Annotated in this window: 23 protein-coding genes; 10 read left to right on the top strand and 13 right to left on the bottom strand. The window is 55.3% G+C overall.

Annotation, left to right across the window (positions count from 1 at the left end; translation table 11 throughout):
* Window positions 1-120 precede the first annotated feature (120 nt).
* Entirely contained in the window at window positions 121-753 is a 633-nt protein-coding gene (locus ACOSDM_RS07740; protein WP_420723926.1) for a glutathione S-transferase family protein, read from the bottom strand.
* 543 nt (window positions 754-1,296) lie between these two features.
* Window positions 1,297-2,409, bottom strand: a complete 1,113-nt coding sequence (locus tag ACOSDM_RS07735) for an NADH:flavin oxidoreductase (RefSeq protein ID WP_420723925.1) — start codon at window positions 2,407-2,409, stop codon at window positions 1,297-1,299.
* 343 nt (window positions 2,410-2,752) lie between these two features.
* On the opposite strand from ACOSDM_RS07735, the gene ACOSDM_RS07730 reads away from it, so the two are divergent.
* From ACOSDM_RS07730 to ACOSDM_RS07715, 4 genes are read left to right on the top strand one after another with little or no spacing between them, the layout of a single operon-like run.
* Window positions 2,753-3,595 (top strand): MotA/TolQ/ExbB proton channel family protein, encoded by an 843-nt coding sequence (locus ACOSDM_RS07730; RefSeq protein ID WP_420723924.1) that lies wholly within the window; start codon window positions 2,753-2,755, stop codon window positions 3,593-3,595.
* 5 nt (window positions 3,596-3,600) lie between these two features.
* A complete protein-coding gene (locus ACOSDM_RS07725) occupies window positions 3,601-4,020 on the top strand; it encodes an ExbD/TolR family protein (protein ID WP_420723923.1) in 420 nt (139 codons plus the stop codon).
* A 4-nt stretch (window positions 4,021-4,024) separates the two neighbouring features.
* Window positions 4,025-4,444: an ExbD/TolR family protein gene (locus tag ACOSDM_RS07720; protein WP_420723922.1), complete on the top strand. Its 420-nt coding sequence runs from the start codon at window positions 4,025-4,027 to the stop codon at window positions 4,442-4,444.
* Window positions 4,441-5,418, top strand: coding sequence for a TonB family protein (locus tag ACOSDM_RS07715; RefSeq protein ID WP_420723921.1), 978 nt, complete (start codon window positions 4,441-4,443; stop codon window positions 5,416-5,418). The genes ACOSDM_RS07720 and ACOSDM_RS07715 overlap by 4 nt, the downstream gene beginning before the upstream one ends.
* Window positions 5,419-5,434: 16 nt before the next feature.
* Here the strand turns inward: ACOSDM_RS07715 and ACOSDM_RS07710 are convergent, their stop codons facing one another.
* Window positions 5,435-5,908, bottom strand: a complete 474-nt coding sequence (locus ACOSDM_RS07710; RefSeq protein WP_420723920.1) for an OsmC family protein — start codon at window positions 5,906-5,908, stop codon at window positions 5,435-5,437.
* 121 nt (window positions 5,909-6,029) lie between these two features.
* On the opposite strand from ACOSDM_RS07710, the gene ACOSDM_RS07705 reads away from it, so the two are divergent.
* Window positions 6,030-6,656 carry a GntR family transcriptional regulator gene (locus tag ACOSDM_RS07705; RefSeq protein ID WP_420723919.1) on the top strand — a complete coding sequence of 209 codons (627 nt, stop codon included), beginning with the start codon at window positions 6,030-6,032 and terminating at the stop codon, window positions 6,654-6,656.
* Window positions 6,657-6,668: 12 nt separating this feature from the next.
* Here ACOSDM_RS07705 and ACOSDM_RS07700 read toward each other — a convergent pair whose 3' ends face one another.
* On the bottom strand, window positions 6,669-7,331 hold the full coding sequence (locus tag ACOSDM_RS07700) for a FecR family protein (RefSeq protein ID WP_420723918.1): 663 nt from the start codon (window positions 7,329-7,331) through the stop codon (window positions 6,669-6,671).
* A 141-nt stretch (window positions 7,332-7,472) separates the two neighbouring features.
* Window positions 7,473-7,691: a translation initiation factor IF-1 gene (gene infA, locus ACOSDM_RS07695; RefSeq protein WP_169624207.1), complete on the bottom strand. Its 219-nt coding sequence runs from the start codon at window positions 7,689-7,691 to the stop codon at window positions 7,473-7,475.
* 383 nt (window positions 7,692-8,074) lie between these two features.
* On the opposite strand from infA, the gene ACOSDM_RS07690 reads away from it, so the two are divergent.
* Window positions 8,075-8,578, top strand: coding sequence for a response regulator (locus ACOSDM_RS07690; RefSeq protein ID WP_420723917.1), 504 nt, complete (start codon window positions 8,075-8,077; stop codon window positions 8,576-8,578).
* Window positions 8,579-8,590: 12 nt separating this feature from the next.
* Here the strand turns inward: ACOSDM_RS07690 and ACOSDM_RS07685 are convergent, their stop codons facing one another.
* Genes ACOSDM_RS07685 through ACOSDM_RS07660 form a run of 6 tightly spaced genes read right to left on the bottom strand, consistent with a single transcriptional unit; the run spans window position 8,591 to window position 13,949 of the window.
* Complete coding sequence (locus ACOSDM_RS07685; protein WP_420723916.1) at window positions 8,591-8,947, bottom strand: DUF6285 domain-containing protein; 357 nt, start codon at window positions 8,945-8,947, stop codon at window positions 8,591-8,593.
* Window positions 8,944-9,984 carry a phosphotransferase family protein gene (locus tag ACOSDM_RS07680; RefSeq protein WP_420723915.1) on the bottom strand — a complete coding sequence of 347 codons (1,041 nt, stop codon included), beginning with the start codon at window positions 9,982-9,984 and terminating at the stop codon, window positions 8,944-8,946. The genes ACOSDM_RS07685 and ACOSDM_RS07680 overlap by 4 nt, the downstream gene beginning before the upstream one ends.
* Before the next feature lie 2 nt (window positions 9,985-9,986).
* The gene (locus ACOSDM_RS07675) at window positions 9,987-11,186 is read right to left on the bottom strand and encodes an acyl-CoA dehydrogenase family protein (RefSeq protein ID WP_420723914.1); all 1,200 of its coding nucleotides are present in this window, start codon (window positions 11,184-11,186) and stop codon (window positions 9,987-9,989) included.
* A gap of 17 nt (window positions 11,187-11,203) precedes the next feature.
* On the bottom strand, window positions 11,204-11,518 hold the full coding sequence (locus ACOSDM_RS07670; RefSeq protein ID WP_420723913.1) for an NIPSNAP family protein: 315 nt from the start codon (window positions 11,516-11,518) through the stop codon (window positions 11,204-11,206).
* Window positions 11,519-11,536: 18 nt separating this feature from the next.
* Complete coding sequence (locus ACOSDM_RS07665) at window positions 11,537-12,298, bottom strand: SDR family NAD(P)-dependent oxidoreductase (protein WP_420723912.1); 762 nt, start codon at window positions 12,296-12,298, stop codon at window positions 11,537-11,539.
* A 4-nt stretch (window positions 12,299-12,302) separates the two neighbouring features.
* Complete coding sequence (locus tag ACOSDM_RS07660) at window positions 12,303-13,949, bottom strand: acyl-CoA synthetase (RefSeq protein WP_420723911.1); 1,647 nt, start codon at window positions 13,947-13,949, stop codon at window positions 12,303-12,305.
* Window positions 13,950-14,133: 184 nt separating this feature from the next.
* Between ACOSDM_RS07660 and ACOSDM_RS07655 the strand changes: the two genes are divergently transcribed.
* The 4 genes from ACOSDM_RS07655 (at window position 14,134) to ACOSDM_RS07640 (ending at window position 18,837) form a co-directional block, all read left to right on the top strand.
* Window positions 14,134-15,477 (top strand): diguanylate cyclase domain-containing protein, encoded by a 1,344-nt coding sequence (locus ACOSDM_RS07655; protein ID WP_420723910.1) that lies wholly within the window; start codon window positions 14,134-14,136, stop codon window positions 15,475-15,477.
* A gap of 164 nt (window positions 15,478-15,641) precedes the next feature.
* Window positions 15,642-16,649 carry a C4-dicarboxylate ABC transporter substrate-binding protein gene (locus ACOSDM_RS07650; protein WP_420723909.1) on the top strand — a complete coding sequence of 336 codons (1,008 nt, stop codon included), beginning with the start codon at window positions 15,642-15,644 and terminating at the stop codon, window positions 16,647-16,649.
* A 125-nt stretch (window positions 16,650-16,774) separates the two neighbouring features.
* Window positions 16,775-17,428: a TRAP transporter small permease subunit gene (locus ACOSDM_RS07645; RefSeq protein WP_420723908.1), complete on the top strand. Its 654-nt coding sequence runs from the start codon at window positions 16,775-16,777 to the stop codon at window positions 17,426-17,428.
* Window positions 17,425-18,837 carry a TRAP transporter large permease gene (locus ACOSDM_RS07640; protein WP_420723907.1) on the top strand — a complete coding sequence of 471 codons (1,413 nt, stop codon included), beginning with the start codon at window positions 17,425-17,427 and terminating at the stop codon, window positions 18,835-18,837. Before ACOSDM_RS07645 ends, ACOSDM_RS07640 begins: the two co-directional genes overlap by 4 nt.
* Here the strand turns inward: ACOSDM_RS07640 and ACOSDM_RS07635 are convergent.
* Window positions 18,834-20,510, bottom strand: a complete 1,677-nt coding sequence (locus ACOSDM_RS07635) for an ABC transporter ATP-binding protein (RefSeq protein WP_420723906.1) — start codon at window positions 20,508-20,510, stop codon at window positions 18,834-18,836. The genes ACOSDM_RS07640 and ACOSDM_RS07635 overlap by 4 nt on opposite strands.
* Window positions 20,507-21,715, bottom strand: a complete 1,209-nt coding sequence (locus ACOSDM_RS07630; protein ID WP_420723905.1) for an ABC transporter permease — start codon at window positions 21,713-21,715, stop codon at window positions 20,507-20,509. Before ACOSDM_RS07630 ends, ACOSDM_RS07635 begins: the two co-directional genes overlap by 4 nt.
* Window positions 21,716-21,718 lie beyond the last annotated feature (3 nt).

Genomic DNA, 21,718 nt, shown 5'->3' with positions numbered 1-21,718 from the left:
GCCAAGTCAAGTATTTTATTGAATACCAATAAGATAGAGTTTTCTGATCATTGCGTCGCAAGCGCGGTTCTCGCACTCCAAACCAGGTAGCGTAGCACCTCCGGTGCTGACGCCGGGACTTCAGAAGTCCCGACGCTGACTGTAGAGATAGCCGGGCTGGGCGCGCAGGCGCTCGGCGTAGGCGGTCAATGCCGTGGCCTCGGCCATGCCGGGAAAATCGAACAGGCCCGGCATCGAGACATTCATCATGAAATCGAGCGAGAAGGCCGTCATGATATCGGCCATGGTCATCGCGTCGCCGCAGAGAAAATCACGCCCCTCCAGCGCATCGTTCATATAGGCGATATAGCGGCCGACCCGTAAAGTCGCGAATTCGTGGGTTGGCGTTCCTGCCGCGCCCGCCATTTGCAGGATCATCACGTTCACGACCCAGGCCATGAGCGTGGCTTCATTGAAATGCACCCATTCCTCGCAGCGGATCGCCTCGGGGCTGCCCGGTTCGGGTAACAGCCGGCCGCCGCCATATTTTCGTGTCAGATACATCACCGCCGCCCCCGACTCAGCGATGCACAGCCCATCGTCCACGATCACTGGCGATGATCCCAGCGGATGGATCGTCTTCAGTTCGGGCGGCGCAAGCCGTGTCTCGGGATCCCGGTGATAGGCGACGACCTCATGTTCGATGTCCAGCTCATAAGCCAGAAACAGGATGCGCTCGGCGCGCGACGGATAAAGGTGGTGGATTGTCAGCATGTCGCTTCTTCCTTCTAGGTGCTTGACGCTATTGTCTTGTCGAACTGCCGCAGCCTTCCCTTCGTCTTCCTGTGGCATCGGCCAGAAGATGCACAAGGAACACGACCGAACCGCGCGACGACTCGATTTCTCCCGGCGCGCGGCAGAGCGCGTGCGTCGTTTGGATCGAGTGGGATGGACTGTACTCATACGCAGCGCGGGTGGGTTTGATCCAAGTCAACTGATCAAGCGCCGGTATCGGAGCATCGGCGCAACCTCGTTGTGAACTTCACGTCCAACCCCGGCTCAAGAAAGCCGTTGTACCGGGCAAAGCTGATCCAGATCATCCGCACCTTCTACCGTCAGGCCGTTGGCATCGGTCAGGCGTCGTCAAGGCCATTACTTCATGCTTACATTTATTTTGCAGGGTCATGGAGGGCTATGGAGTAGAGATAGTTCTCATCGCTATCCCGCACGGCCCGCCATTTCTCCTGAACTTTCCCAATTATGATGATATCCCACGACATGGCTCGGGATCGATATTCATATTGCACTCCCACCACATCAGTCCAATGTCGCCAGCATCTTCTTCTCAAATGGGCGCAGTTGGTCCGCGTTGCCGGTCTGGACCAGATTGGCCCAGTCGGGGTTGCTGATCAGGGCGCGGCCGACGGCGATCAGGTCGAATTCGTCGTCGCTCATCCGCTGGACAAGGTCGTCCAGGCTGGCGATGGGGGCACCGGTGGAATCTCCCCGGATCTGGCCAAAGAAATCTTCTCCGCCCAGGCTGACGGAGCCAACACTGATGGTTGGTACGCCGGTAAGCTTGCGGGTCCAGCCAGCCAGATTCAGATCAGACCCTTCAAATTCTGACTGCCAGAAACGACGGGTTGAGGCGTGGAATACATCAACACCCGCATCGGCCAGAGGGGTCAGCAGGGCGTCCAGCTCTTTTGGCGTTTCCGCAAGACGCGCATCGTAATCCTGGCCCTTCCACTGGGAGAACCGGAATATCAGCGGGAAGTTCGGTCCCAGGGCAGCACGTACGGCCGATATAACCTCTGTGGCAAAGCGCGTGCGGGCGATGGCATCGCCGCCATAGCCGTCAGTGCGGCTATTCGTGCCAGACCACAGGAACTCATCGATCAGATAGCCATGCGCGCCATGCAGCTCCACCGCATCAAAGCCGATCTTCTTGGCCGCTGCCGCCGCCGTGGCAAAGGCATCGATTGTCTCGGCAATATCCGTGTCCGTCATCGCCTTGCTTCCCGGCACGGTGGCCGATGGCCCCTCTGTAGGTGCATTCGGATAAGGGCCCGTGCCCGCCTGGCGCACCAATCCCTGATGCCACAGTTGCGGGGCGATCCGCCCACCTGCAGCATGAACCGCAGAAACGACGTTGGCCCAGCCTGCGAGACTTTCCGGATCATGAAAATTCGGAATGCCAGAGTCATTTGACGCGGCCTGCCGATTGATTGTGGTGCCTTCTGTAAGGATCAGACCAACGCCGCCTTCGGCGCGACGGCGGTAATAGTCCGCTACTGCTGCGCCAGGAACCCCATTCGGGCTCAACTTGCGCGTCATCGGCGCCATCACAATCCGGTTCTTCAGCGCCAGGCCGTTAAGCGTCAAGGGCCGGAACAGGATATCCGTGCTCAAGGGAAGGCTGTGGTCCATGTCATATCTCCAAGATCTTTAAAAAGTCCCCATAGGCGTCGTCCCATAAGTGGCCCCCTTGCGGACAATCACAATGCATGCACCGCAGGATAAAATGTCAGTGGTCTTATGCTGAAAATGCACGAATTTCCTAAATGATCTGCGAAAACCATTGCCGCCCCTATAGGACAGGCAACGCAATCAATGGGACAGAACGGCGCGGGCAATTATTACAGGCTCGATTGTTGGATCATTATTAATTTTGATCTTTCGACAAAAAGTATCAATCACAACAACCTACCTTGATAATGCTTCTCAGTCACAATATGGTGCGGACGAAATGTGCAACTGAGGATCATTCGCAATGGAAACCGAAACACAAACGCCCGCCCCTGTTCCCGAGATACAGGACCCAGTTCAGGGGACTGGCGCAGATGCCACCACGTTGGATGGGACGCCCGCACTGGATGGATCCGTGCCAGACGGTGCGATGGATACTACCCTTCTGGACCGGGCATATGACTTCCTGCAGGCAGGCGGCCCGGTTGTGATGATTCTGGTCGCAATGTCGGTCATAGCGCTTGCGATTATCCTGGTGAAACTGTTGCAGTTCAGAAATGCGCGCCTGAATGACCTAAAACCCGCAAAGACCGCTTTGGCGTTATGGCGCGCCGGTCGCATTGAAGAGGCTATTTCGACGGCAGGGAAATCGCGGAACCCTGTTGCACAAGCAATCGCGCGTGGTCTCAGGGGGCATCATCGGGGCCTGCCCGACACCATGATCCGGGAAGAGGTCATGCGCTATGGCGGCGATGTTCTACAGAATATGCGGGCCTGGTTCCGGCCGCTCGAAGTAATCGCCTCCCTGGCGCCCCTGCTGGGCTTGTTTGGCACGGTTTTGGGCATGATCACCGCCTTCCAACAATTGGAATCTGCTGGAAATCAGGTAAATCCGGCAATTTTGTCCGGTGGTATCTGGGTTGCCCTGCTGACCACCGCCGTTGGCCTGGCCGTGGCGATGCCTGTTGTTGTCATTTTGAACTGGCTGGAACGCCGCGTCGACCGACTGGCGCATAACATGGACAATTATGTCACCCAGCTTTTCACACAGGATCTGTCCACCGATGAGGTGGTGCCGGCTTCTGCGGCCAATTCATCCCGTCAACAGCCCAGATTCCATACAGTACCCGCATTGGCAGGAGAATAGGGTCCATGAATACCGGTATCCCAACATCGCTTGCGGCACAGGGTCAGCGAAAACGACCCATGATCAGTTTGACGCCGTTGATCGATGTTGTCTTCATCCTGTTGGTGTTCTTCATGCTGGCCTCTTCCTTTCTGGATTGGCGTGCAATTGACCTGAATACGCCAAGTGATGCGCGTGGGCGGTCGTCAGCGGAAGGGGCCCTGATGGTTGAGTTGCGCCCCGATGGCATTCGCCTTTCCGGGGAACGTGTTTCTATGGCGGTCTTGAGCGAGAAAATTTCCGCGCGTGTTGCAAAGAATCCGGAACAGAAAGTCATCGTCAAGGCCGCGCCCGGAATTTCCTATCAACAGGCCATTGATCTGTTGGATCGTATTGCGGCCAGCAATGTGGTGGATATGTCCCTGATCCAGAGCCAGGGGCAATAAAGCCATGCATTTTACCCCCCCACGCCCAAAGAATGAGGATGACCGCATCCTACCCTTGATCAATGTGGTATTCCTGCTGCTGATTTTCTTCATGTTGGCAGGCAGCCTGAGCGCCAGTGATCCCTTCAAGATTGATCCGGCACACTCCGCCAGCCAGGCTTCTCCTGGGGAAATGGATGTCCAGATCCTGATGGGATCAGACGGCCAGATCGCCTTGGATGGCGTGGTTGTGTCACAGTCGGACCTGATCGCGACGCTGACGCCACGCCTTGCGGAAAACCCGGAAACTCTGGTGCGGTTGCGGGCCGATGGCGGAATCAACGCGACGGCAGTTATCAGTGTGATGGAAAAGCTTCATAAAATCGGTGTCACTCGCCTGAAACTGCTGACGGTTCCTGTCCCTGAAACGGAAGTGCTTCAATGAGCGTAACGTTAGACTCCGCGCCTACCTACTGGATCAAACCGCATCAATGGTCCCTGGGCCTTTGTCTTGCTGTGGTTCTGCATGCCGGGGTTGCGGGGGCAGTATTATGGCAAAACGACCCACCCCCTGGGGCGGTTAGTGCCGGGACAGGCGGCATCGAGGTATCCCTGGGGCCAATCGGGGGATCACCGGGCAGCGCAGTTCCCGTCCAACCTGACGTATCAGAGGCCGAAATGGTCGAGGCGCCTGTTGAAACGGTAACCCCGCAGGATCCTCCGCCCGATGTGCAAACAATAGAGCCGCCCCCTCCCCCTCAAGAGGTGATTGAAATCGCTGAGGCTGTTGATGTTGTTGATGTTCAGGAGCCGATCACCCCGCCGGAACCCGAGGAGGTGATCGAAATCATATCTGAAGAGCTGCCTGTCATGCCGGAAAAACCGCCGGAGCCTCAGCGACCCAAACCGCAGGAAAAGCCGGTTGCACAAAAGCCGGTCACAGAACAACCAGAAACGCCGAAGCCTGTCGAAGCGCCAGCGGTGCAGACAGCCGAACCAAACCCGGTACAAGAGGTGCAGACCGCGTCGGCCCCCGCGGCAGTTTCGGGCAATCAGGGAAAGGCCGGTCACGAAAACAGCCGAGAGGCAGGCAGTGCGGATGCCCAGGCTGCTGGCGGTATTCCTGGCAGCACGGCCGATTACATTGCTACGCTGCAAGCCTGGTTGGCGCGACACAAGGAATATCCCAGATCGGCCCAGAAACGGGGCCAGGAAGGAACCGCGCTGTTGTATTTTGTCATTGATCGGTACGGTCGAGTGCTGGAGCACCGACTGCGACAAAGCTCAGGCTATCGTGTGCTGGACAAGGAAGTGATGGCGATGATCGAGCGGGCCCAGCCGCTTCCCAGCATACCCGACGATATGCCGATGCAACAAATGGAACTGGTTCTGCCGGTTCAATTCTTTCTGCGCCAATAATACGGAATGCGGTTTGTCAGGCCTGCACGATTTCGGGATAACACAGAACTGGAAATGTAACAGAATTCGCGATGAAACATTTTTCGTGGGCCTGATGGTGCAGGGACCGAGCCTGGTCCATATCGCACGATCCCGTGACTGTGACCTTGGGGCGTAAAGTCACTTCCGTGAAGTAGCCACCCTTTTGGGGGTCTTCCACCATCCGACCGGTCGCCGTGTCCTCATACGCAGTAACTACGATTCCCGCGACAGCACACAGATGCAGGTACCAAAGCTTGTGACAGGCTGATAGGGACGCGACCAGCAGGTCTTCAGGGTTCCAGCGATCGCTATCGCCTCGAAAGGCCGGGTCCGCGGATCCCGATATTGGCGGCTTGCCCAGCGCTCTTACTTCATGATCCCGGCCATAGGACGTGTAGCTTGACGTCCCCTGCCCGCGATTGCCGGTCCATTCAACGGTAATTTCATAGTGATGTGTTTTTCCGGCCATGATGATCCTTATGAACCGCCTTTTGCCTCAGCCTCCCTTCACATCTGGATGGTTGCACAGAAGCAAGAATCGATTATAAAGCAATGTATACATTTATACATGCAGGATGAAGCCATTGTCAATGCTCAGAAAATCGGTCTCATTGGCAGATGCTATTGTGGAAACACTAAAAGCGGATATTCAGGCGGGAACGATCCTGCCCGGCGCCCATTTGCATCAGGAAGACTTGGCAAAAAGGTTCGCCGTAAGCCGAGTCCCGGTACGCGATGCCCTGTTCAAGCTCAGTTCCGAAGGATTGGTCAGCATAGAAGCCAATCGCGGCGCAGTTGTCACAAAGCTGACAACCGACCAGATAACAGAAATCTATGACCTGCGACTGATCCTGGAATGTGACGCATTAGACCGGGCGATAAAGGCCATAAAGAATGAAGACCTTCCTGCCATCCGACGGGCGCTAAGATTGTGTCGATTGGAAGCGGATGGTGGTGATTGGCGGGCGGCAGATAATGAGTTCCACAGAACGATCTATCGCCTATCAGGACGTCTTAAACAGGTGGAGATCATAGAGTCGCTGCGGGCCAGCGTTCAGGCCTATTGGGCACAGTATTCCACCCTTGCGACAAACGAGCCCCATTGGTTGGAGCAGCACGACGCGCTGTATCGCTGCATAGAGCAACGAGACGCGCGCCGTGCTGTGAAACTGTTACGGACACATCTGATCGAAGCATCGATCAAGCTGACATCCTGAACAGGTTAAACCTTATTCAAAGGCGACGGAGGCATAGGCCTCATCAATGGCATTCTGTGACCATATGGTCGGTTCTGTTGGCGCGGCCTCTCCCGACATAGGAAGGAACGTTCCCTCATTGGGTTCATCCAGAGTGACCGTGCCCTGCCGCCCCCGAACATCGATGGCACCTGATATCAGCATGAAACCATAATGCAATTGTCCCGGCGGCATTCCAGCCTCCAAGGGCCCGCCGAACAAATCCGTCCCGCGAATACCAATCGTGGCCACAGGTGTGCTGATCCGAACAGATTGGGGGTCATTGCGACCAACCGCCCCGCTAAGAAACCGGAAGGTTCCGGCAAGAACCTCAAATGCCTGAAGGCCGCTAGCGTCAGGGTTGGATGTGGAATATACCAGTTCATCCATCTGGATGCGCGCATCACCGCCCATGGTTAATTGAGAAGCATCAATGAAAACGACTTCCAGCCTCGACTCCGCGCCGGTTTCGACCACCGCCCCGGCGTGAATTAACGACCCAGCCTCTAGCGACTGGGCTGCTGTCCCACGCAGTTCGCTTGCGCTGCCTTGCAGGCGCGTAACCTTTCCAATGACGGCTTGGTCTTGTGCGAAAGAAGTGGTGTTTCCAAACATTATCACCACTAATACAATCAGTGATTTTAATAAATATTTCATGTGCTTACCTTCCTATTCATGATTCATCATCAGATAGGAAGAAAGAGTACGATTTAAAGTAAAATTTTCGACAATCGCATAGACATAATAACCCCTTTAAAAATAAGGGATCATAACGTTATTCATAACAGAAATTGGAACTTACTTGTGGCGGAAGGTAATCCGTCCCTTTGTCAGGTCATAGGGGGTCATTTCCACGTCGACCTTGTCGCCAACCATAACCCGAATGCGAAACTTACGCATTTTGCCGGCCGTATGGGCAATAATCTCATGCCCGTTTTCCAGCTCTACCCGAAATGTTGCATTGGGCAGTTTTTCGACAACAGTTCCTTGAAATTCAATCAGTTCTTCTTTTGACATCTATGCGCCATCCAGGCCTTATTTTCGAATTTTAAGTGAAACGGCACACTGCCGCAAAACCTGATCTATGAAACTTTACATCAGCACAAACCCTCAAGAGAGAGGGTCATTCGACTGCGTGGCGAAGGGTATGAGGCATTCCGCCCGGAAAAACAAGCCCCAGGGACCAAGCAGCGCAGTTCGACAAACTAAACACCGCCCCTCGGAACAGTTAACACGCATGCATCCCAGTCACTATTTGCGAAATGACGAAACCTATTGGATGACAAACTCGATCATTCGGGGCACGATTGTATGATCAATCATCTTGGGCGGTTGCGAACCATTTTGTCCTTAATCAATCGGGCACTCTTTAAACCGAATACAAAGGGCGCTGGCCAGATATGCCTAACAGTTATGACGATCTCTCAGTCCTGATTGCCGATGGCAGCAGTTCGATCCTCAGCATGACACGGTTCATTCTGGGGGGATTCGGCATTTCTAGAATCACGACCGTAACCCATTCTCATCACGTTCTGGATGAACTGTCCTTGAACACCGCCGATCTGTTGATCGTTGACTGGAATATGGAACCCATGAATGGCATCGAATTGACCAAATACATTCGATTGTCAGATGAAAGTCCAAACCGCTATCTTCCGATCATTATTATGAGCGAAAGAACCTCCCTGCCGGTGGTTTATGAAGCCCGCGACGCCGGTGTTTCTGAATTCCTGGTCAAACCCTTGACCATGCAGTCCATTAAACAGCGGGTGGATGCTACCTTCAAGAACCCGAAGAAATTTGTCAGGTCCCCGACATATTTCGGACCGGATCGACGTCGCCGCATCGACCCGAGATACAAAGGACCAGAGCGTCGGGTTGAGATGGAAGATGCTTTTATCTAACCCGCAGCCGTCCTAACCCGCTGCTTTCAGGTATTTCGGATTGACCAGTTCAAGGCGGTCCCTGACATCTTCCATCAACACGGCGTGTAAGGCCTGTGCCGCCTCCCCCTGATCGAAGTCACCCTTGCGTATCGCTGCACACAGATCCCGAACAGTTCCGCCGTCAGGCAGAATCTTTTGCAATCGCGCGGCCTGTCGTTCCGCCAATCCACCATGATCCGCCAGATCCCGTTGTGCGCCTGCCATAATGGACAGGACCATCAACGCATCCAGGCGGTTTTCCTCTGGCAACGCCGGGATCAGGACCGATTTCATCACGTCTTGGGCGGCTTTCAGTAAATCCTGCGATTCTGGCTTATCGGGCGTCATGCGGCCTCTCCCAGAGTGTGAGGCGCAGTCATGCGCAACATTTCCAATTCCATTTCAGCCGGCCGTCGTCCGGTAAGTCCCAAATCCAGGGTTCGTTCCCCGCCGACCAAATACCGGTCCCCCTGCTGAAGAGCGATCACGGCCCAGCGCAGATGCGCGTAAACTTCCCAATAATAGACACGTGTCTGATCAATTTTAATTCCTGAGACGGCCTCATAACCACGGGCAAACGCCTCCCTGCTGCCAATACCACCGGCTGGTTTATCGCGACCGGAAAAACGCCAGCACATGGCATGAAACCAGCCGATATCCTCACACCGATCCGACCAGCCTGCGAATTCCCAGTCCAGAATGGCGGTCAATCCAGATTCGTCGACCATATAATTTCCGGTCCTGAAATCATGATGGGCCAGAACAGTGCCCTGCGGTTCGGGCCGATTGCGCTGTAGCCACCGGATTGTCCAATCCAGAACAGGGCGCGGCCGGTCCATTTCATCCAGAAACCGGCACATGGACGCCAATTCCGCCGCCGCCGGATCATCAGGTGGTGCATCCAGGAATGCGAATTGATGGGTCTGTGGGGTGATAGAATGAATACGCGCCATCTCTCGCCCCAGACGTTCCGTCAAGGCCTCCCGGTCGCCGCCAACGGTCATATCGCGGGTAATGCGCTGTCCCAAGGCGGTTCCGCCCACCCGGCGCATCAGGCAGAATTCCTTGCCAATCACAGCCATATCCGTGACGCACAGCAAGGGTTCGGGAACAGTAACCCCCGCATCCCATGCCGCCTGAAGCAACGAAAATTCCTGCGCCCGTGACAGGCTGACTGCGACCCCTGTGGGGCTGTCGGTGCGCAAAACAGTCGACAAATGCCCGTCCCGCTGGCCCCCGGTAATGGTCAGGTCCAGTGCCCAGTTTTCCTGGATCGCGCCACCAGACAGAATTGACATTGCGTCTATTGATACTGACCGGGCGGAAAATACGTCCGCCAAACACTGACACAGGCGTTCCTTATCCTGTGCGGACAATCCCTGCATGATCAAACGCCCCACCGCCAGAAATCATCGCCCTCTGCCGTCAGGAAACGGTTCAGCACCATTTTGTGAACTTCCGATGCACCATCGACCAAGCGGGCCTGACGGGCATAGCGATATATCCATTCCAGCACCGTGTCCTTGGAATATCCCCGCGCGCCATTCAACTGGATGGCAGTATCCACCGCCGTATGCAGCGTATCGGCCACCTGAATCTTGGCCATGGAGACTTCTTTGCGGGCCTTGTCGCCCTGATCCAGTGTCCAGGCCGCACGCATGGTCAACAGACGCCCCAGTTCAATCTGCATGGCGACATCGCCCAGCATCAATTGCACGGATTCACGATCTGCCAGTCGCATGCCGAACCCTTCACGGTTTTCAACATAATCCCGCGCAATGCCAAGGGCCCGCTGTGACAGGCCCAGCCACCGCATGCAATGGGTCAGGCGCGCCGTGCCCAGGCGGATTTGGGTCAGCTTCAACCCATCCCCCACATTCATCAGGCGATTTTCATCCGGAATTTCCAGCCCGTTGAATTTCAGCTCACAATGCCCGCCATGTTCTTCCGGTCCCATGATCGCGATCCGCCGGATGATTTCCCAGCCGGGCTGGTCCTTATGGAACATAAAGGCTGTCAGGCCTTTACGTGTGTCATCGGATGTTCTGGCAATCAGGATGAAATGACTGGCAACACCGGCCCCGGTGATGAACCATTTATGGCCGTTGACGATCCATTTATCACCCTGCTTTTCCGCGCGGGTTCGGATCATGGACGGATCTGATCCGCCGCCAGGGGCTGGTTCCGTCATGACAAAGGCAGAACGCACATCCCCATTCACAATGGGCTGTAACCACTTTTCCTTTTGATCGTCGCGCGCAATGCGGTTCAGGATGAACATATTGCCGTCATCCGGTGCCGCACAGTTGAATACGACCGGCCCAAAGATCGACTTGTTCGCTTCTTCATAGAACGCCGCCATGCCCTGGGTGTTCAGGCCCAGACCACCGCTCTCCACCGGCATTTGCGGGGCCCACAGACCGGCATCCTTGGCCTTGGCCCGCATGGCCGCCAATGGGACATCTGCAATGTTTTCATGCGCGTCATATGTGGTTATATCCGATTCCATAGGGATCAGATGTGTATCAACAAATTCGCGCACCTGAAGACGCAGGCGATCGACCTCAGCCGGTAATGTGAAATCCATAACGTATTATCTCTCAATTATGGTTTGAAGAAGGGAGCAACCGTCAAAATCTTGTTTTCCATCTTCTGCAGGAAGGGGGTGGCTTCCTTCAGATAAATGGCCCAGCCAGGTTCTGCCGCCAATTTAGCGCGCCGCGCGGCGCGATCCGCCAGATCTTCATACTGCCACATATGGATCACCTGATTGAGCTCCCCGATATCCATCGAGATATACCAGCCGACGGGATTGCCCAGATGTTTGGTCTGCAGGGCAAAACCCAGCTCCTCATAGGCTTTCAGGAATGCCGGCAGCTTGCCAGGATGGGCGGTATAGGTGCGGTGGTCGATAATCATGATATGTCACCTTTCTGATCAGGGGGTCGCCAGAGAATGGCCCCCATCGACGGTTAGGATATGGCCTGTTGTCCAGGCCGCGAGGTCACTTAATAGATACAGCAATGCGCCGTCCAGGTCTTCCGGCTCCCCAAAGCGTCGAATTGGAATCTGGCGCATCATTGTCTGCCCCATCTCCCCTTCCAGAAAAGCACGGTTCAGATCGGTTTTAACATAGCCAGGCGATATCGCATTGACCCGTATGCCATGTTTCGCCCATTCATAGGCCAGCGCCTTGGTCATATGCGCCAGTCCCGCCTTGGACACGCAATAGGATATTTCCGTCTTCGAAACGCGCTCCCCCAACAGGCTGGCGATATTGACGATCGCGCCCCCGTCCCCATCCGCCATATGCTGGGCGCAGGCCTGGGCAACAAAGAACGCCCCCTTCAAATTGACATCCATCACCTGATCCCAATCGGCTTCCGTCTGTTTCAGGGATGGTTTGGTGACGACGATACCAGCATTATTAACCAGCAGATCAATGCCGCCCAGCGCATCGACAGTGGCAGAAACACAGGTTTCAATCGACGAAACATCGGCAACATCCAATGCAACAGCAACAGCCCGTTTCCCGGTATCCTGTGCAATAGAGACCGCTTCTGCTTCCAGCCGGTCAATGCGACGCGCAGCCAGGGCGACATCCGCCCCCGCCATGGCCAATGTCCGCGCGAAATGCTGTCCAAAGCCGCTGGAAGCGCCTGTCACAAGGGCCCGTTTGCCATCCAACCGTAATTCCATCGTCTTACATGTCCTTTGCTTGAGAGCGCAGTACGAATTTTTGGATCTTCCCTGTCGCTGTCTTCGGCAAAGGGCCAAATACCACCCGGGTGGGTGCCTTAAAGCGGGCCATATTCTGTTTGCAGTATTCGATCACCGCAATGTCGTCCACCGTACCTTCCTTGCCGGGCGCCAGCGTCACAAAGGCACAAGGGGTCTCCCCCCATTTTTCATCTGGTGCCGCGACCACGGCAGCTTCCATGATGTCCGGATGGCGGAACAGCACCTCTTCAACTTCCAGGGAGGAAATATTCTCCCCCCCTGAAATGATGATGTCCTTGGCACGGTCCTTGATCTCGACATAGCCATCCTCATGCATGACCGCCAGATCACCGGTATTCAGCCAGCCATTCTTCAGGGTTTCCTGTGTCGCTGTCGGGTTTTTCAGGTACCCGCGCATGATGGTGTTGGATCGCAGCATCAGCATTCCAATCGTCTCCCCATCCTTGGGCACATCAATGAAGGTTTCAGGATCAGCAACGCGCTGTTCTTCCAGGGCGACCATCGCAACACCCTGGCGCGCCATCAGGGGCGCGCGTTCCGACAATTCCAGCCCGTCCCAATCCGGTTGCCAGGAACAGACCGTGGCTGGACCATAGCTTTCCGTCATGCCGTACATATGGGTGACGTTAAAGCCCATACCCTCCATCTTCGCGATCACGGAGGATGGCGGCGCTGCCCCCCCTGTGCAGACCTCGACCCGTTGCGGGAATTCAACCTTCTGATCAGCCGGGGCGTGGATCAGCATGGTCAGCACAATCGGTGCGCCGCACATATGCGTGACCGCGTAATCGCGGATCATGGGAAAAATCAGTGCCGGATCGACACGGCGCAGGCATACATGCGTGCCACATGCCGCCGTCACGGCCCAGGTATAGGTCCAGCCATTGCAGTGGAACATTGGCAAAGTCCACAAATATACTGATCGGCTGTTGAGCTGAAAGGTCAGGGCATTGGACATCGCATTCAGATAGGCCCCACGATGATGATAGACGACGCCTTTCGGATTGCCCGTCGTGCCGGACGTATAGTTCAGGGCCAGCGCATCCCATTCATCGGCAGGCAGACTATGGGTGAAGGTGGGATCCCCTTCCTGCACCAGCATCGTTTCATAATCCGTCGTGCCAATGCGCGGCCCTTCCGGTTCCATCGGGTCAACAATGTCGATCAGGATCTCTGGTCGGTTCTTGGTCAGCCTTAAGGCCTCCCCCATCACCCCATTCAGGGAACATTCCGACAGCACAGCCTTTGTTTCCGCATGCTCCAGGATAAAAGCGATGGTCGCGCCATCCAGCCTTGTATTCAGGGCATTCAGCACCGCACCGATCATCGGGATCGCATAATGCGCCTCCAGCAAGGCAGGCACATTTGGGCTTAACACAGATACCGTATCCCCGCGCCCGATGCCCCGCGCCTTCAAGGCGGACGCAAACCGACGAACCCTGGAATAAAATTCTCCATAGGTATAGCGCAGATCGCCGTGAATGATGGCCGTGCGGTTCGGAAACACCGTTGCCGCGCGTTTCAGGAAGCTAATTGGCGACAGGGGCACATAATTCGCCTCCCCCCGATCCAGGTCTCGATCATATATCGATTCATGCCTTTGTGACATTGATGCTCCTCCAAAACGCAGATCATTCTCCGGAACTGCGAGTTATGCCTGATTTTGCTCGCCACACCGGTTTGATTTTCCTATCTTTGTTGTTTAGTGAAGCGCCTTGGTCAAGACCGATTGCGATTGAATGACGGGTTTTATAGTCACAGAACAAGACTGTTGGGGAAGGGTTTAAAAGGCAATGCCACATCTGGCTTACATCCTGATCGGAGACCCGGACCCGGAACGCGCGCTTTCGCGCGCAGAATTTCTGAATGCGGCAGGCTATCGCTGTATCCAGGCTTCTGATGCTCACACGCTGATCGGGCTGGCCGGATCGCGAATGCCAGACGTCATCCTTATGGGGCAATTCAGCGCCCCCGTGGATTCATTGAATATTGTAAGGGCGTTGAAAACAGCAGACGCGACGCAATCCATTCCCATCGTCCTGTTGGATCTGCCGCCCCAGGCAGACTTGCTGACCCTGGTTCGGGATGAAGATGTCGATGACATTCTGGGACCCAATGATGACAATCAGGAACTGCTGTTACGCCTGCCCAGATTAACCCGCTCGTCGGTCATGCAGGCAGAACTGTCCCGGCGCATCAAAACGGCGGCAGATTTTGGGTTAACAGTTGATCCAAAGGATTTTGTCCGCGCCTATCCGGTGCGGCCCCTGGTGCTTGCCGTTGCCCCCGATGATGCGTCGATGATCGATCTGGTCGAAGCCTTGAATGATGGTGGCTTCGAATGCGTGCCGGAAACCGGGTATTTCCGCGCGGCGGATGCATTGGACAATGGTCGGTTCGATGCCGCCGTGATCATGACCGCCAGTGCCGATGATTTTGAACGCACGCAATATCTGTGTGGGCATATTCGACACAATCCACGCCTGTTTAATTTGCCAACACTTGTGCTGACGGCCCCAGCCACACGCGATCGCGCCAAGGATTTCTATCGGGGGGGTGCCGCAATCGTTCTGTCTGGCCTGTCCGATGCGGATCGGCTGTGCACCTATATCCATATGCTGGTTGGCCGCCAACGGCTGCGCTGGACATTGCGCGATCCTTTCAAGGCATTGCTGAAGGATGAAACAGCCGATATCAGCGGCGTCGCCTATTCCAAAGATTTCTGGGATGCGCATCTGGCCAGAACCATTGAAACCGCCCAGGCGCGTAACGCCCGCCTGGCGATGGCCTATCTGTCCATCCCAACATTGCCCCGTATCAAGGAAGAATACGGTACCGAAAATGCTGAAATACTGGCCCATCAACTGGCCGATTGGATCACCAGCATGACCCGTATTGAAGATACGGTTGCGCGTATTGGGCCCGATGCATTTGGCATCCTGCTTCCAGAAACACCGCGCGCAGAGGCAAATGGTGTTACCCAGCGCATTATCGGTATCCTGCATAACTCAGAGTTCAATCTGGGGGAAGATGTGATGCAGTCCGTTCGGGCCTGGGCCATAGGGGGAGCGACCGCGCTGGAGCCTGAGGATACCCCAGAAACCCTTATGGCCCGTGCCAAGTCTGCCGCAAATTAAATTCCAGAATAAGTGATGTAATCAGTCATTCTTGAAGCCCTGCGGAAATCCGCAGGGCAAAAATGGCTGTTTGGCAGATTCCTTCATGGGTTGAACGGCAGGAACCCGTTATAGTTCGACTATAAACGCATCAACTGCGTATCTATAACCTTTGGGAGGTAACAATGAAACGCAACCTGCTCGGTCTTGCGGCCACAACCACATTGGTATTTGCTTTTGCCGGCGAAGCCTTGGCGACAGAATGGAATGTCTCTGTATGGGGCAAACGCCGCGCCTTCACCGAAAACGTCGAAAAAATCGCTGAATTGGTCAGCGCAAAGACGAACGGTGAATTTACCCTGAATATTTCCTATGGCGGCCTGTCCAAGGCAAAAGAAAACCTGGATGGCATTTCCATCGGCGCCTTTGAAATGGCACAGTTCTGTGCCGGTTATCATGAAGATAAGAACCCATCGATCACTGTGCTTGAGCTTCCATTCCTGGGCGTTGATTCATTGGAAAAAGAAGTTGAAGTGTCTCAAGCGGTCTACAGCCATCCAGCGGTTGTCGCAGATTTAGCGCGCTGGAATGCAACGCTTTTGATGCCAACCCCGATGCCACAATATAACATTGTCGGCGTTGGCGATGCGCCAAAAACACTGGCCGGGTTTGACGGCTTGAGCGTCCGGGCAACCGGTGGGATCGGCGCAGCGATGAGCACACTTGGCGCAATCCCGACTTCAGTTCCTGCCGCAGAAACCCGCCAGGCAATGGACAGCGGCGTCGTGAAGGCGGTTGCATTTGCCCCCCATGCCCATATGTCCTTTGGCACCGTTGAAAATGCCAAATGGTGGACGACGAATCTGAATCCCGGCACCGTGAATTGCCCAGTCGTCGTCAACACAGATGCCCTTGCCGCCCTCAGCGATAAGGAACGCGACGCCTTGTTGGGATCAGTGGACGAAGCCTTGGCTTACTACATCGATTACTACAATAACCAAACCATGGCCAAATGGGGTCCGTTGCTGGATTCCAAGGGGGTCGAGCGGATCACCTATGACGAAGCCACTCTGGCGTCGTTCCGTGAAAAAGTCGCCGGTCCGGCGGCCAAAGCCTGGGTTGAAGAAAACAACGCCCGCGGCCTTCCCGCACAAGAACTGCTGGATTTGGTGCATAGTGTAATTGCCAAGTAAGGATTACGCCTGACACGCCCCTATCGGGCTGGTCACATTGTCCGCCACCGTTTCAGCCCCATCAGGTGAAACGGTGGCGGTCCCTTCTTGCAATTTCTATGGTTTCCATTGGGGAGCAAGGCACCATGTCCGGCGCGACATCGATACTGACCGACAATTCAACCTTAAGCAAAATTGATCGCAGCCTCTATCGGCTGGAAGAGTTTTTTGCCCTGATCGGCGGAATTGCTGTTTTTTCGTTAATGTTACTGGCCGTAGTCAGTGTGACCGGCCGCCACTTTTTTAATTCCCCCCTGCCCGGCTATGTCGATTGGATCGAACAAGCGATGCCGCTGATCGCCTTCATCGGGATCGCGTATTGTCAGCGCCTTGGCGGTCATATTCGCATGGATATCCTGATCGGACGCCTAAAAGGACGCCCGCTTTGGTTGGCGGAAGTCGTTTCCTGCGTCGTCATGCTGATATTGATGATGCTGATGGTCTGGGGCAGCTATGCCCATTTTGAACGCTCCTTCGACTTTGCCTCCCCGATGTGGAGCCGCGATTCGACACTGGACATTCGCTTGCCGATTTGGCCCGCGAAGCTTTTGGCACCTATTGCTTTCAGTGTTTTGTGTCTGCGCCTGGTCTTACAAATCTGGGGCTATGGCGCGGCCCTGATACGCGGGACAAACGATCCTGTCGCAGTGCCCATGATCGAAGACGCCAGCACCGTTGCAGCGCGTGAAGCGGAAACCGTTTCCGGTTTCGATGTTGATGAAAAGGGTACAAAACAATGAGCAGCATCGATATCGGTATTGCGGTAACCATCGTCCTGTTGATCATGGTCATGATTGGTATGCGGGTTGCTTTTGCGGCTGCTCTGGCTGGCCTGATCGGTCTGGTCTGGATCTTCTGGGCCAAGAAAGGCATGGCGGGCGATCAGTTCTTCTGGGCCCTGACGGTTGCCGTAAAGACCGCAGGCCAGGTCCCCCATTCAAAGATTTCTTCACAGGCTTTATCGCTGATCCCAACCTTTATCCTGATCGGCTATCTGGCTTATTACGCGGGCCTGACCAAGGCCTTGTTTGAAGCCGCCAAGCGTTGGGTTGGCTGGCTGCCGGGCGGATTGGCGGTCTCTACCGTATTTGCGACAGCAGGTTTCGCAGCGGTTTCCGGTGCATCGGTGGCAACCTCTGCCGTTTTCGCGCGGGTGGCGATTCCTGAAATGCTGGCCGTTGGCTATGACAAACGGTTTGCCGCAGGCGTTGTCGCGGCAGCAGGCACGCTTGCCTCCCTGATCCCGCCATCTGCCATTCTGGTGATCTATGCCATTATTGTGGAACAGGATGTCGGCGCGCTTCTGCTGGCCGGGTTTCTGCCGGGTGCCTTTTCCGCCGTGATTTATGGCAGTCTGGTCATTGGTCTGGCCATGACCTTCAAGAATTTTGGGCCGCCCGTCGGCGGATTTACCTGGGTTCAGCGATTTAAATCCCTGCCCGGCGCCTTCCCGATCTTCTTCGTCATCGCGATCATTATCTTCTTTGTCTATAACCCGTTCGGCGGGGACGCCTGGGGGACGCCAACAGAAGGCGGTGCCTTGGGGGCCTTCGTTGTCTTCCTGATGGCACTGTATCGCGGCATGCGGTGGAAGGAGCTAAAAAGCGCCCTGTTGGAAACAGCAAAATTGTCTGTGATGATTTTTACAATCATCTGGGGCGTGTTGATTTACGTTCGCTTCCTGGGGTTTGCAGACCTGCCAGGTGCCTTTTCAGAATGGATCGGATCCTTGCATCAAAGCCCGATTCTGACCCTGATCATCATCCTGATGGCCTATGCCGTGCTGGGCATGTTCATGGATGCGATTGGCATGCTGCTGTTGACGCTGCCTGTCGTCTATCCGGCGGTCATGGCCCTGAATGGTGGCCTGGACGTCAGCGCCGCAGACAGTGCCTTTGGTATGTCGGGCGTTGGCTGTGCGATCTGGTTTGGGATCATCGTGGTGAAAATGGCGGAGCTGTGTCTGATCACGCCCCCCATTGGATTAAACTGCTTCGTGGTTGCGGGCGTGCGGCCTGATATTACGGTGCAACAGGTCTTCAAGGGGGCCACCCCCTTCTTCATCGCAGATGCATTGACAATCGCGGGCCTGATCGCCTGGCCAGGAATTGTCTTATATCTGCCTGAATTGTTGTTGGGTAAATCTTAGTTATCAGCGGCTTTCAGCACGCGACCCTGGCGGGCCATTTCTTCGCGTTCGGCGAGGAGATGGTCCAGCCAATCCGGATCCATTTCCGGCACAGATGACAACAGCAGATCGGTATAGTCGTGATGCGGTGGGGTGAACATTTCCCCCTTGGGCCCCGACTCGACAACCTTGCCATTCTGCATCACCACCACCTCATCTGAAATGGCGCGCACCGTTGCCAGATCATGGGTGATGAACATATAGGACAGGTCGAATTCATCCTGCATCCGCTGCAAAAGCTTCAAGATTTCTTCAGCCACCAACTGATCCAGGGCCGAGGTAACTTCATCACAGATGATAACTTCGGGTTCCGCCGCCAGGGCGCGGGCGATACAGATACGCTGTTTCTGACCCCCCGACAGTTCCGTGGTCAGGCGGTTGTAATATTGATCCGGCTCAAGCTCGACCAAGCGCAGAAGATCCTTCACGCGGGCTTCCAGTGCCTTACCACTGAGCCCCAAATAGAAGCTGGCAGGCCGCCCGATCACATCGCGAATACGCGATTTGGGATTAAGGGCTGTATCGGGCATCTGATAGATCATCTGCATCTTGCGCAGTTGATCCTTGCTGCGGGCACGATAGTCGACAGGCAGAACTTCACCTTTATAGAGAACATCGCCTTTTTTGGGGGGCAACAGGCCGGTTATGACGCGCGCTGTCGTGCTCTTGCCACTTCCGGATTCGCCCACCACAGCGACAGTGCGCTTCTTGTAGACATCAAAACTGACATTAAACAATACAGGCACCGTGCCATAAGACGCATCGACGCCGCGGACCTGCAGGACGGGTCCTTCATCATCGGGCCTTTGGCGCTCTTCCCGTGCATAGCTGCGCACGGCCAACAGATCCGATGTGTATTGCTCTTGCGGCTTGGACAATAGGGTTCTTGTATCGCGTTCCTCTACTGTATGACCATGACGCAAGACCTTGATCGTATCCGCCATTTGGGCCACGACCGCCAGGTCATGGGTGATATAGATCGCGGCGGTATTAAACTGTTCAACAATGTCCCGGATGGCCGCCAGAACCTCAATTTGTGTTGTCACGTCCAGGGCGGTTGTCGGTTCATCAAACACGATCAGGTCCGGGCGACAGGCCATCGCCATGGCCGTCATGGCGCGCTGTAGCTGTCCACCGGAAACCTGATGCGGATATCGGTAGCCAATCGTATCGGGATTGGGCAAGCGCAACCGCCGAAACAGATCCTTGGCATCCTTTTCCGCCTTATCGCGAGACATCACACCGTGTTGAACCGGTCCTTCGCAATATTGATCTATCAGCTTATGGGCCGGATTGAAGGACGCCGCCGCCGATTGGGCGACATAGGCGATGCGATGGCCGCGTAATTTACGGCGCTGTTCATCGGATGCCCCACGCAATTCCAACCCGTCGAACCAGATTTCCCCGCCGCTCAAACGACAGCCGTCCCGGGCATAACCCATGGCTGCCAGTCCAATCGTTGACTTGCCCGCCCCGGACTCACCAATCAGGCCCAGGACTTCCCCCCGCTTCAGCGTCACATCTACGCCATGGACGATCTCGATCCAGTCCTCGTCTGCGCGGCCTTCGATTTTCAGGCCCTTGATCTCCAGCAGGATATCCCCTTTGGAACCGCGGTTTTCTTGGTCGGTCATTCTTTCAATCCACTTGTCTTGTGCAGGAACCAGTCCACCACGAAGTTCACCGCGATTGTCAGCAAGGCAATCGCGCAGGCCGGCAGCAGCGGGGTGATGGCCATCAATTTGTTAAACTGATAGAAATTGATCAGATTGGCGCTGTCGCGGACCATGGACCCCAAATCAGCCGTCGGCGGTTGCAAGCCAAGCCCCAGGAAGCTGAGCGAACTGATAAACAGAAAGACGAAACAGAACCGCAATCCGAATTCCGCAATCAAGGGCGCTGCGGCATTTGGCAATACTTCGCGCCAAATCACATACATCAGCTTCTCGCCCCGCAACTTAGCCGCTTCGACGTAATCCATCACGACAATATTCATGGCGACAGAGCGCGACAGGCGGAATACCCGCGTTGAATCCAACAGGGCGATGACCAGTACCAGCTTAACAACCCCGGTCCCCACCACGGTCAGAATGAGCAAGGCGAAGATCAGCGGGGGAATTGCCATCAGAACATCGACCATACGGCTGAGACCTTGATCAACCCAGCCCCGCAAAGAGGCCGCCAACAGCCCGACAAAAGCGCCTACAATGAAGGTCAGCGCCGTCGTCACAATGGCAATCCCGACTGTATTGCGGATTGCAAAGATCATGCGTGAAAGATAGTCGCGACCCAGTTCATCCGTTCCAAGCCATGCTGTGCCACCGTCTGAAAAGGGCGTTCCCCATACCAGGTATGACCCGCCCAAAACCTGTGATTGTCCATGCGGTGCCAAAATTGGGGCAATACACACCATCAGAATATTCAGGGCGATGATAATCAGTCCGAATTTTGCCGTGATCGGCGCTTTGCGTGTTTCTTTCCAGGTCACGGCCACCATCATGGATATCAAGACAACGCTGACCAAGCCCGAAAAAGTCGACCAGGGATAAAGGCTGAAGCCTTCCAGATACACAGCGACAAATGCACCATAAACCACGATACAGAACACAAGTGCCTGCTCACGCATGGCAGGAAGACTGAGCCGTCCCCAAAAACGATACAAAATACCGCCAAATACGACGGAAGCCACCATTCCGGCAATCGCGCTTGCGCTGTCAGCGGAAAACGAAATGGCAAACACCGCAAGAGGTATCAGCACTGTCAGGGCACTTCCCAAACGGCAGGCCATCGTGGCTGGTTTGGCAAGTTCCGGCGGCGGAATGATATCGGTCGCAGACATCTT

Origin of the sequence: Hwanghaeella sp. LZ110 (genome assembly GCF_048892525.1) — a bacterium.
Lineage (GTDB): Bacteria > Pseudomonadota > Alphaproteobacteria > UBA8366 > Aestuariispiraceae > Pacificispira.
Note: the sequence above shows the minus strand (reverse complement) of the source record. Positions and strands in the feature narration are given on the sequence as shown.